The 14,204-nt window shown below is 65.2% G+C and carries 16 protein-coding genes and 1 riboswitch; of the genes, 8 read left to right on the top strand and 8 right to left on the bottom strand.

Annotated features, from left to right (window positions below; all coding sequences use genetic code 11):
* Both crcB and CWO91_RS06985 read right to left on the bottom strand, forming a co-directional pair.
* On the bottom strand, positions 1 to 390 hold the full coding sequence (gene crcB, locus CWO91_RS06990) for a fluoride efflux transporter CrcB (protein ID WP_130212814.1): 390 nt from the start codon (positions 388 to 390) through the stop codon (positions 1 to 3).
* A 19-nt stretch (positions 391 to 409) separates the two neighbouring features.
* The gene (locus tag CWO91_RS06985) at positions 410 to 1,618 is read right to left on the bottom strand and encodes an MFS transporter (protein ID WP_130212813.1); all 1,209 of its coding nucleotides are present in this window, start codon (positions 1,616 to 1,618) and stop codon (positions 410 to 412) included.
* 128 nt (positions 1,619 to 1,746) lie between these two features.
* Positions 1,747 to 1,824: riboswitch (Fluoride riboswitch) on the bottom strand.
* 242 nt (positions 1,825 to 2,066) lie between these two features.
* Between CWO91_RS06985 and CWO91_RS06980 the strand changes: the two genes are divergently transcribed.
* Together CWO91_RS06980 and CWO91_RS06975 are read left to right on the top strand one after the other, a co-directional pair.
* Positions 2,067 to 2,945 carry a DUF1194 domain-containing protein gene (locus tag CWO91_RS06980; protein WP_130212812.1) on the top strand — a complete coding sequence of 293 codons (879 nt, stop codon included), beginning with the start codon at positions 2,067 to 2,069 and terminating at the stop codon, positions 2,943 to 2,945.
* Between the two features lie 279 nt (positions 2,946 to 3,224).
* Positions 3,225 to 3,854, top strand: coding sequence for a hypothetical protein (locus tag CWO91_RS06975; RefSeq protein ID WP_130212811.1), 630 nt, complete (start codon positions 3,225 to 3,227; stop codon positions 3,852 to 3,854).
* Positions 3,855 to 3,866: 12 nt separating this feature from the next.
* Here CWO91_RS06975 and CWO91_RS06970 read toward each other — a convergent pair whose 3' ends face one another.
* Together CWO91_RS06970 and CWO91_RS42735 are read right to left on the bottom strand one after the other, a co-directional pair.
* Positions 3,867 to 4,640, bottom strand: a complete 774-nt coding sequence (locus CWO91_RS06970; protein WP_130212810.1) for an enoyl-CoA hydratase/isomerase family protein — start codon at positions 4,638 to 4,640, stop codon at positions 3,867 to 3,869.
* Between the two features lie 16 nt (positions 4,641 to 4,656).
* Positions 4,657 to 4,806, bottom strand: coding sequence for a hypothetical protein (locus tag CWO91_RS42735; protein ID WP_165405277.1), 150 nt, complete (start codon positions 4,804 to 4,806; stop codon positions 4,657 to 4,659).
* Between the two features lie 109 nt (positions 4,807 to 4,915).
* On the opposite strand from CWO91_RS42735, the gene CWO91_RS06965 reads away from it, so the two are divergent.
* Positions 4,916 to 5,515 carry a hypothetical protein gene (locus CWO91_RS06965; protein ID WP_130212809.1) on the top strand — a complete coding sequence of 200 codons (600 nt, stop codon included), beginning with the start codon at positions 4,916 to 4,918 and terminating at the stop codon, positions 5,513 to 5,515.
* Positions 5,516 to 5,531: 16 nt separating this feature from the next.
* Here the strand turns inward: CWO91_RS06965 and CWO91_RS06960 are convergent, their stop codons facing one another.
* Complete coding sequence (locus tag CWO91_RS06960; RefSeq protein ID WP_245471151.1) at positions 5,532 to 6,440, bottom strand: GntR family transcriptional regulator; 909 nt, start codon at positions 6,438 to 6,440, stop codon at positions 5,532 to 5,534.
* Between the two features lie 88 nt (positions 6,441 to 6,528).
* Between CWO91_RS06960 and CWO91_RS06955 the strand changes: the two genes are divergently transcribed.
* From CWO91_RS06955 to CWO91_RS06935, 5 genes are read left to right on the top strand one after another with little or no spacing between them, the layout of a single operon-like run.
* Positions 6,529 to 7,464 carry a hydroxymethylglutaryl-CoA lyase gene (locus CWO91_RS06955; protein ID WP_245471150.1) on the top strand — a complete coding sequence of 312 codons (936 nt, stop codon included), beginning with the start codon at positions 6,529 to 6,531 and terminating at the stop codon, positions 7,462 to 7,464.
* Entirely contained in the window at positions 7,461 to 8,675 is a 1,215-nt protein-coding gene (locus CWO91_RS06950; RefSeq protein ID WP_130212806.1) for a CaiB/BaiF CoA transferase family protein, read from the top strand. Before CWO91_RS06955 ends, CWO91_RS06950 begins: the two co-directional genes overlap by 4 nt.
* A 42-nt stretch (positions 8,676 to 8,717) precedes the next feature.
* Positions 8,718 to 9,764, top strand: a complete 1,047-nt coding sequence (locus CWO91_RS06945) for an ABC transporter substrate-binding protein (protein WP_130212805.1) — start codon at positions 8,718 to 8,720, stop codon at positions 9,762 to 9,764.
* A complete protein-coding gene (locus tag CWO91_RS06940; protein WP_130212804.1) occupies positions 9,761 to 10,609 on the top strand; it encodes an ABC transporter ATP-binding protein in 849 nt (282 codons plus the stop codon). The genes CWO91_RS06945 and CWO91_RS06940 overlap by 4 nt, the downstream gene beginning before the upstream one ends.
* Positions 10,610 to 10,611: 2 nt before the next feature.
* Positions 10,612 to 11,463, top strand: a complete 852-nt coding sequence (locus CWO91_RS06935) for an ABC transporter permease (protein ID WP_128935289.1) — start codon at positions 10,612 to 10,614, stop codon at positions 11,461 to 11,463.
* A gap of 31 nt (positions 11,464 to 11,494) precedes the next feature.
* Here CWO91_RS06935 and CWO91_RS06930 read toward each other — a convergent pair whose 3' ends face one another.
* Genes CWO91_RS06930 through CWO91_RS06920 form a run of 3 tightly spaced genes read right to left on the bottom strand, consistent with a single transcriptional unit; the run spans position 11,495 to position 14,052 of the window.
* Positions 11,495 to 12,742, bottom strand: a complete 1,248-nt coding sequence (locus tag CWO91_RS06930; protein ID WP_130212803.1) for a class I SAM-dependent RNA methyltransferase — start codon at positions 12,740 to 12,742, stop codon at positions 11,495 to 11,497.
* Positions 12,735 to 13,469, bottom strand: coding sequence for a TlyA family RNA methyltransferase (locus CWO91_RS06925; RefSeq protein WP_165405276.1), 735 nt, complete (start codon positions 13,467 to 13,469; stop codon positions 12,735 to 12,737). Before CWO91_RS06925 ends, CWO91_RS06930 begins: the two co-directional genes overlap by 8 nt.
* Positions 13,470 to 13,497: 28 nt before the next feature.
* Positions 13,498 to 14,052 (bottom strand): nucleoside 2-deoxyribosyltransferase, encoded by a 555-nt coding sequence (locus CWO91_RS06920; RefSeq protein ID WP_130212801.1) that lies wholly within the window; start codon positions 14,050 to 14,052, stop codon positions 13,498 to 13,500.
* Positions 14,053 to 14,204 lie beyond the last annotated feature (152 nt).

Here is a 14,204-nt window from a genome sequence, read left to right as displayed (position 1 = left end):
CTATGCTCCAAGCCTGTCCGCGAGGAGGAAGCCGCAACTGACGGCCGCAAGGCACAGCCCGACCGAGAGCACGACATTGCCGAGTGCGGAGAGCGGCTCGCCGCTCCGCGCCAGCGTCAGGGTTTGCAGGCTGAACGAGGACACCGTGGTGTAGCAGCCGAGAAAACCGGTCACCGCGAACAGCCAGGGGGTGGGCGTGGCGAAGGCCGAGCCGGGATGGGTCGCGAGCGCGCCCAAAATGCCGATCAGGAAGGCGCCGGTGACATTGATGGTCATGGTGCCCCACGGAAACGTCTCGCCCAACCGCCGCGCGATCGCGCCGGACACGAAATAGCGCGCACAGCCGCCGAGCACGCTACCCAGCATGATCGCAAGCACCCCACTCAGCACGACGAAAAACTCCCCGTCATCATTTTTGCTCCGCTGCCAGACCGTTGCCGACGGCAAGCAGCCCGATGAGCGAGATCAGCGCAAAGCCGAGCCCCGCCAGGAACGTGCCTGCCGGGCCATAGGCGTCCCACAACGCGCCGGCGATCACGCTCGCAGCCAGCAGAGCCAGACCCGTGAACAGGTTGAAATAGCCGAATGCGGTGCCGCGCAGGCTCGGCGGCGCGGCATCGGCGACGAGGGCCGAGAGCAGGCCTTGCGTCAATCCCATATGCAGCCCCCACAGCACGACGCCGAGCGCGAGGCCTGCAAGGCTCGGGAGCAGTGCCAGCGCGAGGTCGGCGCCGGCGAGGAAGATCAGGCCGAGCGCGAGCAGGCCGGTCCGGTTGATCCGGTCCGACAGCACGCCGGCGGGATAGGCCGACAGCGCATAAGTGACGTTCATCAGCACCAGCACCGCCGGCACCCACATCGGGTTGAGCCCGATGTTCTGCGCGCGCAGGATCAAAAAGGCCTCGCTGAAGCGCGCCAGCGTGAACACGACACCGACCGCGACGACGCGCCAGTAGACTGCCCCGAGCTGCCGCATCGCGGCAAGATTGAGCGGGTTCGTTGCAGGCTTGCGGTTCGGATCCGGCTCCGGCTCGTGCACGGCAAACGCGATCAGGCCGAAGGACAGAAAGGCCGGCAGCACCGCCACCCAGAACACGATCGTAAAATTGTCAGCCGTCCACCACATCAGGCCGATGGCCGCGAGCGGCCCGACGAAGGCGCCGATGGTGTCGAGCGACTGCCGCAGGCCAAAGCTCGCGCCGCGCAGGCCGACGGGAGCGATGTCGGCGATCAGGGCATCGCGCGGCGCGCCGCGAATGCCCTTGCCGACGCGGTCGATGAAGCGTGCCGCCACCAGCCATCCGACGCTCGAGGCGAGCGGAAACAGCGGCTTGGTGAAGGCGGCCAGCCCGTAGCCGAGCGCGGCGAGCAGCTTGCGGCGACCGAGCCAGTCCGACAACGCGCCGGAGAAGATCTTCGTGATCGAGGCGGTCGCCTCGGCGATGCCCTCGATGAAGCCGACCGTGAGCGTGGAGGCGCCGAGCGCGGTGACGAGATAGACCGGCAGCAGCGCATGGATCATCTCGGAGGAGATGTCCATCAGCATCGAGACGAAGCCGAGCACCCAGATTCCCCTGGGCAGCGAGGCGCGCGCAGCATTCGGTGTCGTCGTGGTCACGTCTCCGCCTTCTCCTGGCCTTGGCTTGCTGGCCCAGTTTCCTGCCTTCGTCACCAGGCAACAAAAAACCCGCCATCGGCGGGCTTGTCCATGCTCCCGCCAAAGGCGGAGGCTCAAAGATTGCCCCACCTCAAGCAGGAGTCATCAGCCCAGCACGATCATCGACCGCCGGGCGGTTGTCGGGGGACTCCATCCCCATCTGTGCATCCAGCCTAGCATGGAAATTGCGCCGGACAAGTGGGCCGGCCGCTCTGTCCCTAGGCGTCATTCTGCGCGCGTCGCCGCGAGCTCTGGAACGACGGTGCCGATCTCGCTGCGTGTTCCAGTCGCGCGTAGCGAGGCAACACAGCGCCGATCCTAACTCGAATGTGAAGCGCAGGCGATCTTCGCACTTTGCGGCAAGGCGATTGCATGTCACCATCGCGTCATACGACGGGAGACCGCTGCGATGCGCTTGCTGTTCTCGATCGGGGCTGTGCTGGTGGCCGGCGTGCTTGCCGGAGGGGACGTCGCGGGCATCGCGGCGCCAGGGCCTAAATTTGAGCCGCCCAAATCTGAATCATCTCAAAATCAGCCGCAGCGGCTGGCTGCCGACAAGGATGCACAGACGGTCGACGTCGAACTGATCCTCGCGGTCGACGTCTCCTACTCCATGGACATGGACGAGCTCGCGGTCCAGCGCGAAGGCTACGCACAGGCGATCCAGTCGAAGGAATTCCTCCAGGCGCTGAAGCTCGGTCCGAACGGCCGGATCGCCGTGACCTATTTCGAGTGGGCCGCCTCCAGCGACCAGAAGATCATCATCCCCTGGCGCCTGATCGACGGCCCCGAGACAGCGGATGCGGTCGCCGCCGAGATCATGAAGACGCCGATCCGGCGTGCCTCGCGCACCTCGATCTCCGGCGCGATCACGTTTGCGATGCCGCTGTTCGACGAGGATCCATATCGGGGCTTGCGCCGCGTGATCGACATTTCCGGCGACGGCCCCAACAACAATGGCACCCCGGTCACGGTGGCGCGCGATGCCGCGCTCGAGAAGGGCATCGTCATCAACGGTCTGCCGATCATGGTCAAGGAGCCGTCCTATTCGACCATGGATATCGACAATCTCGACTTCTACTACGAGGACTGCGTCATCGGCGGTCCCGGCTCTTTCGTCATCACGATCAAGGATCGCGAGAAGTTCAAGGAAGCGATCCGCACCAAGCTGCTGATGGAGGTTGCCGGCCGCATGCCGGAGCGCCCCGTGATGCGGGTTGCGGACAAGGAGCCGCGCGTCAATTGCATGATCGGCGAGAAGATCTGGTCGGACCGCTGGGGCCGCTAGAGCATGATCCGGAAAAGTGTGCAGCGGTTTTCCGAACAGATCATGCTCAAACAATAACCTAAATCGCGATGACGATTCGTCCTAATCTCGTTGCGCTTTTAGCAGCACCCCCGGTTGGGACCTTTCGCCTCATCTCGCCCGACGGTTGAATTTAACCGCTCGTTAACCGGCACATGGCCCTAATCCGGTTGTTTCAGTTCGTTTCCGATCGCAGTTTTGACTTTGCTGTCGGGCGCGCGAACGAGAGCGGGTGCGTCGAACCCGTCCACCGAGCAGACCATGGCCATCGTCACGTCGAGCACCAGCCAGATTTCGCCCGCCAATGAGCGGGTCTTTCACCAGAGCAAGTTGCTCGGTGAATGGAAGGGCAATTGGGTGGGCAACAACCAGCCCGTCGGCTTCAAGGTCGTGAACATCCGCGGTGCCCGGGCGCAGGTCGAGTACACCCATAACGGGCATACCGAGCGCGGCTTTGCCGAGGTCAATGGCTCGCTGATCACGTTCGGCGGGGTCACGGTCGGCACCAAGGACGGCAAGAGCATGGTGCTGTTGTTCTCGGTGGGCGGCGCTGGCAAGCAGACCGCGAATCTCGAGAAGCAGGAGCCGCCGGCTTCCGACAGCCGCCTCATGGGAAGCTGGGGCGGCTATTCCAGCGATAACGGCAAGAGCGCGAGCTTCAAGGTGCTCTCGGTCAACGGCAAGGAAGCCCAGGTCAGCGTCACTACCGACGGCATCACCCGCCAGGGCACCGGCACCGTCTACAAGAACGTCATCATGTTCGGGCAGGCGCAGATCGCGACCGACGACGGACAGAACGGCAAGGTCATCTACCAGGTCGGCACAAAATCCTTCATGGTGCCGGTGACGAAATATCCGCCGGCCGACTCCTCGGTCGACAAGACCGCCTGAAAGCTGCCGTCCTCACCATTTCGGCGCCCGCTTCTCCACAAACGCTCTCAAGCCTTCCTGCGCCTCATCCGACGTCGCGACATTGCAGAAATCGTCCACGGCGCTTGCAATGCTGCGCCGATAGTCGAGATCGATCTGGCGCATGAAGGCGGCGCGGCCCATCCCTAGCACCGCCGCCGATTTTCCCGCGAACTGCGCCGCGAGCCTTGCGACCTCGGCCTCGAGCTCCGCGTCGGCGACGACGCGGTTGACCACGCCGAGTTCGCGCGCCTCCGCGGCGCTGAAGACGCGGCCGGTGAACAGCAGCTCGAAGGCGCGGTGACGTCCGACGATTCGCGGCAGATGGGCATAGTGGATCGCCGGGATGACGCCGACGTCGATCTCGGGATAGCCGAACGTCGCGTTCTCGGCCGCCAGCACCACGTCGCAGGACACCGCCATGGTCATGCCGCCGCCCCGCGCCGCACCGCCGACGGCGGCGATCGACGGTTTGCCGAGCCGATACTGCGCGTCGTAGAGGTCGATATAGAGCGCCTGGAGGAATTCGCGGATCTCGGCGCCGGGCTTGCCGAGCAGGATGTCGAGATCAAGGCCCGCCGAGAAGCGCTTAGGGATAGCGCTCGCCAGCACGACGACGCGCGCCTCGGTATCGTCCGCGGCGCGGCGGAGCGCCGCGACCACCGCGCGGATGACCTCGAGGCTCAGCGCGTTGACGGGCGGGCGGCGCAGCGTGATCCGGGCGATGTTGCCTGCGCGTTCGTAAGTGACGGGACTGTCCGATGTCACCGGGTTCTCCATGCTTTCAAGATGTCAGCACCTTCGACTGCCGGTCGATCTTGCGCAAGGCCTCGCAAGCGGGCGCAAGGGCACCGTCGCCGATCAGCCGCCAGACCTTGTTTGCCTGCTCCTCCAGTTGCGAAATCAGGCGCGTGAGCAGCGGATCGTGGGGCATCAGGTGGAGCTCTCCGGGAGGCTCGGGGCCGTGACGTCGGCGCGGTCGCACCGCTGGCATTGGTGATGTCCGAGGAGTATAATTTGCAAAACTCTCAACGGTAACCTGGATGTTCAACTTCGCACGTTCATGCGCTCTTGCAACTCTCGCCTTGCTCTGCCTCACCGGCGCACCGGCTCATGCGCAAGTTGCGCCGCTGAGATATTGGATTCCCGGCGGGCCTTTCGGCCTCAGCGGTGGTGCCGACCAGAGCTCCGATACTTACGGCGGCTTCTCGAGCTTCAATGCCGGCGATGCGGGTTGGCGTACCAGCTATGCGAACGGTTTCTTCGTCGGCAGCGAGCGCGGCAATTTTGGTTTGAGCGGCTTCAATCAGGCCGGCTCGGCCGGCAATTTCAGCGCGCTGTCCTATGACAGCACGCAGTTCGGCTACAGCACCAAGACGGCGGGCGGCCTGCCCGTCACGTTCTTTGCCGGCTTCGACGCGCTGAAATTCGGCAACGGTATCGGCAGCTCGCTGGCGCCGCTGACCTCCAGTGCCACGCCCGGTTATGGCGCGTTCGCGGGTGTCGAGTTCAAGCCGACCTCCAATCTCAGCCTGTCGTTCGGTGCCGGCTTCCTCCAACAGCAATCGGGACGCATGGACAGCGACATCAACTCCTCGATGCTGCCCGGCGAGTCGCCGGCGTTGGGCGGCTTGCGTCGTTGAGCGATCACCACAGGCATCACGACAAGCCCGCGATTAGTGGGCGTTGCAGGTGCCGGGCCATCAGGTCGGCCGCCTCGGTGTAGCGTCGCGTCTCGAGGACGTCGAGCAGGCGCAGATGCTCGCGCACGTGCCGCCGCATGCCGTCGCGGTCGGCGAAGCTGCGATAGGCGAACAGGCGTCTGATCGAGTTCACGCGCCTGAGCGCTTCGAGAAAGAAGGGATTGCCGGCGCCGCGGATGATCTCTTCGTGGAATTCGCAGCCGGAGTGAAAGACCTCGCCGATCGTCATCTTCTCGAGCTCGCCTTCGAAGACGCGCTGTTGGCGCTCGCGCAAGCGTACGATCACCTCCTGCGGCAACGTAAAGCCCGGCTGCGCGATCGCCGCCGGCTCGATCACCGCGCGAAATGCCATGGCCTTGGCCTGGGCTTCGGGGTTCGAGACCGTCTCTGCGAAGCGCCAGCCGTAGCCGGGCAGGCGTGCGATCCAGCCCTCGGCGGCGATCCGGTCCAGCAGCCGCTGTAGCTCGGCCCGGCTGAGGCCGTAGCGGCGCATCAGCTCTGCCTCGGTGACGTCGGCCGGCAGCCGCGTTGCGAGCACGTCGCCTGCGATGGTCGCATAAACCTGCTCGCTGCGCCTGACCGCCGCGAGCGCGGGTTGGGCAGCGCCGCTGGTGGGATTCTTTGCCAGCACAAAGCCGCGATGCGGCTCGCCGCGCGCCAGCCCCGCTGCTTCCAGAGCCTTCAGGCCGAGCCGGATCGGCGCGCGTGAAAGGTCCAGCGCATCCGCAAGCCTTTGTTCGATCAGGCGGTCTCCGGCCTTCATGCCTTCGCGCCGGGCCAGCGCCATGATAAGGCCGGCGAGGTGTTCGGCACGCTCGGAACCGTTTTTGACGCTGCGCTGTCGGGAACTGTCGGATTTGATCATTGCAGTGCACGCAAGTTTTGGGCTTGACAGACTGTCCCATGGATTGTTCTTTTATGCAATAATATACAATCAACCTGGGAGAGCCCCGATGGCGCGCGCGCCCGATGTCCACATTTGCGAGGTTGCTCCCCGCGATGGTCTCCAGAACCTGGACATCTTCGTTCCGACTGAAGCCAAATGCGCGCTGATCGACACGATCGCCGCCGCCGGCGTGCGCGAGATCGATGCGGGGTCGTTCGTTCCGCCAAAGGTCGTGCCGCAATTCGCCGACGTCGACGCGGTGATGGCGCATGCGCTCACGCACAAGTCCGCAACCATCGGCGCGCTGGTGCCGAACCCGAAGGGCGCCGAGCGCGCCATTGCCGCAGGCGTCAACGCCGTCTATTTCGTCATCTCGGCGAGCGAGACGCACAACCGCGCCAATGTGCGCTGCACGATAGAAGAGCAGCTCGACGGCTTTCGCGCGGTCCGCGCCGCGATCGACGCCCGACCGGCGGACCAGCGGCCGCAACTGATGGGCGCGATCTCCACCTCCTTCGGCTGCTCGCTGGAAGGCGAGGTGAGCGAAGCGGCGGTGTGCCGTGTGGCACGCGCTTTTGCTGAAGCCCGCGCCGACGAGATCGGGCTTGCCGACACCGTCGGTTATGCGACGCCCAAATCGATCGGGCAGATCGTCGCGGCCGTGCGGCGTGAGGTCGGATCGCAAATGACGCTGCGACTGCATCTGCACGACACGCTCGGTGCGGGCCTTGCCAATGCCGTCGCCGGCCTCGAAGCGGGCATCCGCCGTTTCGACGCCGCGGTGTCCGGCCTCGGCGGCTGTCCTTTTGCTCCCGGTGCGCGCGGCAACATCGTCACCGAGGATCTCGTGTTCATGCTGGAGCGCATGGGACTCTCCACCGGCATTGACCTCGACCGCCTGATGCAGACGCGCGAGATTCTCGCCCGCCATATCCCGGCAAAACATTTGACGGGGCATCTGCACGAGGCCGGCATCCCCAAGGTTCTGCGGAGCGCGGCATGACCACGGCTGTTCGTGAGAGGGCACCGGAGCTTCGTCCGCTGGCAGGCGTTCGGGTCATCGAGTTCAGCCAGATGGTGATGGGGCCGAGCTGCGGCTTGATCCTGGCCGATCTCGGCGCCGACGTGATCAAGGTCGAGCCGCCCAAGGGCGACCGCACTCGCACCTTCAAGGGGCCCGCCGCCGGCTTCTTCGCCACCTACAGCCGCAACAAGCGCAGCATCGCGCTGGATACGTCGACCGCGGAAGGCCAGAACATCGCACGCCGGCTGATCGAGAACAGCGACGTCCTGATCGAGAACTTCCGGCCGGGCCTGTTGAAGCGGATCGGGCTCGACTACGAGAGCGTCGCGGCCTTTGCACCACGCCTGATCTATTGCTCGCTCAAGGGCTATTTGCCCGGGCCTTACGAGAACCGCCTCGCGCTGGACGAGGTCGTGCAGATGATGGGTGGCCTCGCCTACATGACCGGCTTGCCCGACCGTCCCATGCGCGCCGGCGCCTCGGTCAACGATGTCATGGGCGGCATGTTCGGCGTGATCGCGATCCAGGCTGCGCTCGCCGAGCGGCAGCGGACCGGCCGGGGTCGTTATATCCGGAGTGCGCTGTACGAAAACAACGTGTTCCTGATGGCGCAGGCCATGATGTGCGAGGTGGTCAGCGGCCAGCCCTCGATCCCGTATTCGATCAAGGACAGCCCGTGGCCGGTCTATGATCTCTTCGACACCAGGGACGGCTCAAAACTGTTCGTCACCATCGTCGGTGAAGAGCAATGGGCGGCGTTCTGCCGCGCCTTCGATCGTGAAGCCTGGCTCGTTGATCCGCGCTTTGCAACGAGCAACGACCGCGTAGATCATCGCGGCTGGCTGATCCCCGAGATCGCGAAGATCTTCAAGCAATGGGACAAGGCCGATCTCGCCGCGCGTCTCGAGCAGCTCGATCTGCCCTACGCGCCGGTGAACAAGCCCGGCGATCTCTTCGATGATCCGCATCTCAACCAGTCGGGAGGCCTGACCGACATTCGTCTGCCTGACGGCGGCGCGGCCAAGACCCCGCTCTTGCCGATTTCCATGGACGGAAGGCGCCTGCCCAACCGTTACGATCCACCTGAGATCGGCGAGCACAGCGGCGAGATCCTGAGCGAGATCGGCATGTCGCCGAATGAGATCGAAACGCTGCGACAAGCAGGGACGATCAAGGTCGCGCCGTCCTGATCGATTGGCGCAATCGAACGAGAACCAAGGGAGGAGGAGCACATGAGCATTAGCAGGCGCCAGGCCCTGATCGCGGGCTCCGCATGGGCCGGTGCATCGCTGCTGCCGGGGCAGCTGCGCGCCGAGGCCAAGCAGGTCTCGCTCGCCTTCGGACCGGTGTCGCCGGTCTATGCCATCGGCATGATCGCGGAGCTGAAGGGGTACTTCAAGGACGAAGGACTCGATTCCAAGCTCGTCACCGGAAATGCCGGGACATTCGGTCGCCAGACGCTGGCGGCGGGGCAAGCGCTGTTTGCACATGGCGATGCCAGTCATCCGCTCCAACTCGGCGCGCGCGGCAAGCCCTGCAAGATCCTGCTCGCGACCGAGATGGTGTGCTCCTACGCCAGCATCATGGTCCGGCAGGATCTCTATGACAGCGGCATCAATTCGGTCGAGAAGCTCGCGGACTACAAGCGCCCCGATGGCGCCAAGCCGATCGTCGCCGCGACCGCCATCGGGTCCGGCACCTGGGTGTTCGGCACCTATGTGTTCGAAGCGCGCGGGCTCGGCGGCAAGGTGAACTGGGTCGCGGGCGGCGGGACCAACACCATGTTCCCCTCGCTCCAGACCAAGCAGTTCGACGCCATCATGGCGCCGCCGAGCTGGATCATCGAGGTCGAGAAGAAGGGCTTTGGCAGGACGATCTACGACACGTCCAAGCCCGGCGTGTTTGAGAAGGATTTCGGCGGGACGCTGCCCGTGCTCGTGATCTACACGCTTCAGGACACGGTCGAGCAGGACAAGGCGATGGTGCAGGCCTATGTCAACGCGATCCATCGCGCGATGGCTTTCGTGAAGGCGACGCCGCTCGCGGAAGTGCAGGCGCTGGTCACGCCGAAATATTTCTCGGGCATCGATCCCGACGCGGTCAGTGCCGAGCTCGGCTTCGACAAGTCGACCTGGGCCTATGACGGTGTCATCGACAAGCCCGCGTTCGAACGCGGCGCCAAGCCCTGGTACCGCAAGGGAACCGATATTCCCGAGACCAAATACGAGGATGTCGTCGACATGAGCTTCCTCCAGGCGGCCAGGGCGAAATACAAATGATCGCCGCGCCAGGTCAGGGCCTCGCGTTCGCGCGCGATGAGGATCAAACAGCGGCAGCGCGCATCCGCATTGCCGTGCAGGGGCTCGCCAAGCGCTTCAACGCGTCCGGCCGCGAGTTCGTGGCGGTGGATGACGTTTCCTTCGAGGTGAAGCAGGGCGAGTTCGTTGCGCTGCTCGGTCCATCCGGCTGCGGCAAGAGCACCATCCTCAACATGGTCGCGGGCCTATTGCCGCGCTCGGGCGGACGCATCCTGATCGACCAGGACACGGTCGAGACCGGCAAGGTCAACCCCAGGGTCGGCTATGTCTTTCAGCGCGATACGCTGTTTCCCTGGCGAACCGTGGAGCAGAACATCGGCTATGGGCTGGAGATCGCGGGACTGCCGAAGACCGAGCGCGCAGGGCGCGTCGCTTCCGCCGTCGAAAAGGCCGGGCTCTCGGGTTTTGCGCAGAGCTTTCCGCGCATGCTGTCCGGCGGCATGCGCCAGCGCGTCGCCTTGATGCGCACGCTGATCCTGGAGCCCGAGATCCTGCTGATGGACGAGCCGTTCGGCGCGCTCGACACCCACACCAAGCTGGAGATGCACAAGACGCTGCTGGAGATCTGGGAACGCGAGCGGCAGACCGTGTTGTTCGTGACGCACGATCTCGGCGAAGCCTTGACGCTGGCGAGCCGCATCATCCTGCTCTCGGCGCGGCCCGGCCGTCTCAAGGAAGACTTCGACGTCGCCATCCCGCGTCCGCGCGATCCCGTGGCCGTGCGCGAGACCGCCGAATTCGGCCGCCTTTATTCCCACATCTGGCATTCGCTCGGCGAAGAGTTCCGCCGCACCAAGGCCGACTGACCATGTCCAACAGCCGCACCGTCATCCTGTTCTGGCAACTGGCCATTCTCGCAGCCGTTCTCGTCATCTGGCAGTGGGGCTTCGAATGGAGCAAGGCGCTGCTGCCGAAGGCCTACGTGCCGAAAATCCTCGATCCCTATTTCGTCGCCAAGCCGTCGCTGATCTGGCAGAGCTTCCTGCGGCTCGGCTGCTTTGCCGATACCAGCGGCTTTGCCGCCTGCATCAAGGGCAACGACAACAATCTGTGGCTTGCGACGCTCGTCACGCTGAAGAACACCTGGTGGGGATTTCTGTTCGGATCTGCGAGCGGCATCGCGGCCGGCCTGATCCTGGGACGTTCGGATTTCCTTGCCCGCGTATTCGGTCCCTACATCGTGGCATTCAATTCGATACCGCGCATCGCGCTGGTACCGCTCGTCATCCTGATCTTCGGCCTCGGCGATCTCTCCAAGATCGCCACGGCCTGGCTGGTCGTGTTCTTCGTCGTGTTCTTTAACACTTTCGAGGGAACGCGTGCGGTCGACCGCGACCAGATCGCCGCCGCCCGTCTGCTCGGCGCCAGCGAATTCACCGTGCTGCGCACGGTCGTGATCCCGTCCGCGCTCGCCTGGGTGTTCGCTTCGCTGCTGCCGGCGGTGTCTTTTGCGCTGATCGGCGTCATCGTCGGGGAATTCATCGGCGCCGAGCGCGGGCTCGGCAAGCTCATCATCGAAGCCGAGGCGCGGGCCAATGCCAGCGAAATGATGGTCGCCATCTTCGTCATGATGTTCGTCGGCATCCTGCTGGCGATCGCGGTGCGCTCGCTCCAGTCCTACCTGCTGCGATGGCAACCGCAATTCGAGCCGTCGACATAGCAGTCCGCACGGAATTGGGAGGCGGGTCGCGTCACCGGCTGAACCGCGCCACCAGCTCCACATGCGGCGTGTGCCGGAACTGGTCGACCGGCACTACCGCCTCCAGCCGATAGCCGCCGTCGATGAGCAGTCGCGCATCGCGGGCGAAGGTCGCGGCGTTGCAGGATACGGCGACCACGACGGGCACCTTGCTCGCGGCGAGCTTCAGTGCCTGAGCTTGGGCGCCCTGGCGCGGCGGGTCGAACACCACCGCGTCGAAGTCGCGCAGCTCCTGCGGCACCAGGGGGCGGCGGAACAGGTCGCGCGGCTGGGCTTTGATTGGCTTCAGGCCGGGCGCGCGCGCCGCTTTCGCCAGCGCTGCGATCGCGCCGGCGTCGCTGTCATAGGCGGTCACGCGCGCCTTCTCCGCAAGCCTCAACGCGAACGGACCGACGCCGCAGAAGAGGTCGGCAATTTCCTTGGCCTTGCCGACGCGCTCGGCAACGAGAGCCGCCAGAGTCTCTTCGCCCGCGACGGTCGCCTGCAAGAATGAGCCCGGCGGCAGCGTCACCTCGGCGCGGCCCATCTTTAGCGCCGGCGGCAGGCGTTGCAGCACCAGTTCGCCATGTCGGGTCAGTCGCGCCAGGCGGTGCTGCTCGGCGACGCGCGACAACGCCGTCACCAGTGCCGTCGGCAGCGGGCCGGAGCCCCGCACGTCGACATCGAGGCCGTTGGTGGTGGCGGTGACCTGGATATCGAGCGGCTTCGTCACCGGCATCCTGGTCGTCAGCGGTTCGGCCAGCGCCCAGGCGGCGTCTATCGCACCGGCGAGCGCGGGATCGAGGATGGGGCAGCGATGGATCGGAATGACGTCGTGCGAGCTCGTCGCGGAGAAGCCGACCTTGAGAACGTCATGCGTGCCGAAGCGGCCGTGCAATGTGATGCGTCTGCGCCCGGCGCCGTGCGCATCGACCAACGGCGCCACTTCGCAATCGACGCCGGCCTGCGCCAGCGTCTCGACCACGATGCCGCGCTTCCACGCGTGATACGGTTCAGCCGCCCAGTGCTGGATGGCGCAGCCGCCGCAGACGCCGAAATGCGGGCAGAATGGTTCGATGCGCTCGGGGCTTGCGACGTCGATCGCGAGCAGCTTGCGGCGGTCGGGATGGTGGCCCGCGACGTGATCGACCTCGACGGTCTCGCCGCCAAGCGTATAGGGCACATAGATCGCTGCGCCGGCGTCGAGGCAGACGCCGTCGCCGCGATGGCCGACGTGATCAATCGTCAGGCGCTCAACCACGGCGCGCGCCCAGGAAAAATTCGATGTTGCCGTCACCGCCCGCGATCGGTGAGGGGAATATCTCGATGTCGGTGCAGCCGAGCGAAGCGGCAAAGGCCGCGATGTCGTCACAGATCTCCCGGTGCACGGCGGCGTCGCGGATGATGCCCTTCTTGTTGTGCTTTCGCTCCGCTTCGAATTGCGGCTTGATCAGCGCCAGCAGGCTCATGGGGGCCGCCGCCAGCGACAACGCCACCGGCAGCACCGCCTTGAGCGAGATAAAGCTGACGTCGATGACGACGATGTCGGGCCGCGCCGGCAGACGCTTGCCTTCGTAGGACCTTATATCGGTCTCCTCCATCGACACGATCTTGGGATGATCGCGCAGCGAGGGATGCAATTGGCTGGTGCCGACGTCGATGGCGAACACCAGGCTCGCGCCGTTCGCCAGCAGCACCTCGGTGAAGCCGCCGGTCGAGGCGCCGACGTCGAGGCAGACATGGTCCTCGATTTCAATCGGGTAATGCTCGAGCGCGCCGGCGAGCTTGACGCCGCCGCGGGAGACATAGGGATGCGCCGGCTCGGCTTGGATCACCGCGTCCTCGGCGATCGTCTCCGACGGTTTCGAAACCGGCTTGGCGTCGGCCGTGACCAGGCCGGCCTCGATCGCCGCGCGCGCCCGCGCGCGGCTTTCGAACAGGCCGCGCTCGACCAGCAATACATCCGCGCGCTTGCGGGCAGGGGGCATCACGCTCTCATGGGCACGACTGAGGTGCTTATGTAGCGATCAATCGCGCAGCCGCCATCCGGACGCAAGTCTCGAACGCGGCGAGATCGTGCCAGACATCGATCGGCATCTGCGCCGGCGTCACCAGCGGGCAGCCGTGCAGTTCCAGCGCATGGATCATCATGAGGTTGTCGACGAGACCAAAATCCTCGACTGTCAGTCCCTGCGCATCGACCAGCCGTCCGTCCTCGGAAGCGACGTCCATGAAACGGCCGACGCGGTCGGCATAGACGGCGCCGTCATTGGAATAGGCGAGGCAGAACTTACGCCGCCCGGCCATGTAGCCGAGCTCGTAGACGGTACCGGGATCGGCGCCGGCGCCCCGGAACGGGGTGAGGTTCGCAATGATGGCGTCGGCCCCGTCCATCATTGCCTCGTTGCCGCAAAAGATCTGCCGCGAGGCATCGGGCGCGGTGAGGTCGATGGCGTTGTCGAGGGGATAGAGGCCGGTAAGGCCATGAGCCGTGCAGACATCGACCTTGCGGCGGCCGATCTCTACCGCGTCCGGCAGGAACACGTCGGGGCCTGCCAGATAGATCTTCATGGTGCTAGTACCGAAAAATTGGGATCGAGATGCGAGCCACAGCGTGCGGTCTGCTCCCTCCCCCGCCTCCGGGGGAGTGTTGGGGAGAGGGTGTCTCGGCAATCGAGAACCCTCAAGAGGAGAAAACCCTCACCCGCGCCTTCGGCGCGACC

Origin of the sequence: Bradyrhizobium genosp. SA-3 (assembly GCF_004212635.1) — a bacterium.
Classification (GTDB): domain Bacteria; phylum Pseudomonadota; class Alphaproteobacteria; order Rhizobiales; family Xanthobacteraceae; genus Bradyrhizobium.
This window is presented reverse-complemented; position numbering and strand designations above follow the sequence as displayed.

Bases quoted from the DNA above. Each gene is read 5' to 3' on its own strand.
- CWO91_RS06980 (WP_130212812.1), top strand. From the start codon at position 2,067: ATGCGCTTGCTGTTCTCGATCGGGGCTGTGCTGGTGGCCGGCGTGCTT.
- CWO91_RS06975 (WP_130212811.1), top strand. From the start codon at position 3,225: ATGGCCATCGTCACGTCGAGCACCAGCCAGATTTCGCCCGCCAATGAG.
- CWO91_RS42735 (WP_165405277.1), bottom strand. From the start codon at position 4,806: ATGCCCCACGATCCGCTGCTCACGCGCCTGATTTCGCAACTGGAGGAG.
- CWO91_RS06965 (WP_130212809.1), top strand. From the start codon at position 4,916: ATGTTCAACTTCGCACGTTCATGCGCTCTTGCAACTCTCGCCTTGCTC.
- CWO91_RS06960 (WP_245471151.1), bottom strand. From the start codon at position 6,440: ATGATCAAATCCGACAGTTCCCGACAGCGCAGCGTCAAAAACGGTTCC.
- CWO91_RS06955 (WP_245471150.1), top strand. From the start codon at position 6,529: ATGGCGCGCGCGCCCGATGTCCACATTTGCGAGGTTGCTCCCCGCGAT.
- CWO91_RS06950 (WP_130212806.1), top strand. From the start codon at position 7,461: ATGACCACGGCTGTTCGTGAGAGGGCACCGGAGCTTCGTCCGCTGGCA.
- CWO91_RS06945 (WP_130212805.1), top strand. From the start codon at position 8,718: ATGAGCATTAGCAGGCGCCAGGCCCTGATCGCGGGCTCCGCATGGGCC.
- CWO91_RS06940 (WP_130212804.1), top strand. From the start codon at position 9,761: ATGATCGCCGCGCCAGGTCAGGGCCTCGCGTTCGCGCGCGATGAGGAT.
- CWO91_RS06935 (WP_128935289.1), top strand. From the start codon at position 10,612: ATGTCCAACAGCCGCACCGTCATCCTGTTCTGGCAACTGGCCATTCTC.
- CWO91_RS06925 (WP_165405276.1), bottom strand. From the start codon at position 13,469: ATGCCCCCTGCCCGCAAGCGCGCGGATGTATTGCTGGTCGAGCGCGGC.
- CWO91_RS06920 (WP_130212801.1), bottom strand. From the start codon at position 14,052: ATGAAGATCTATCTGGCAGGCCCCGACGTGTTCCTGCCGGACGCGGTA.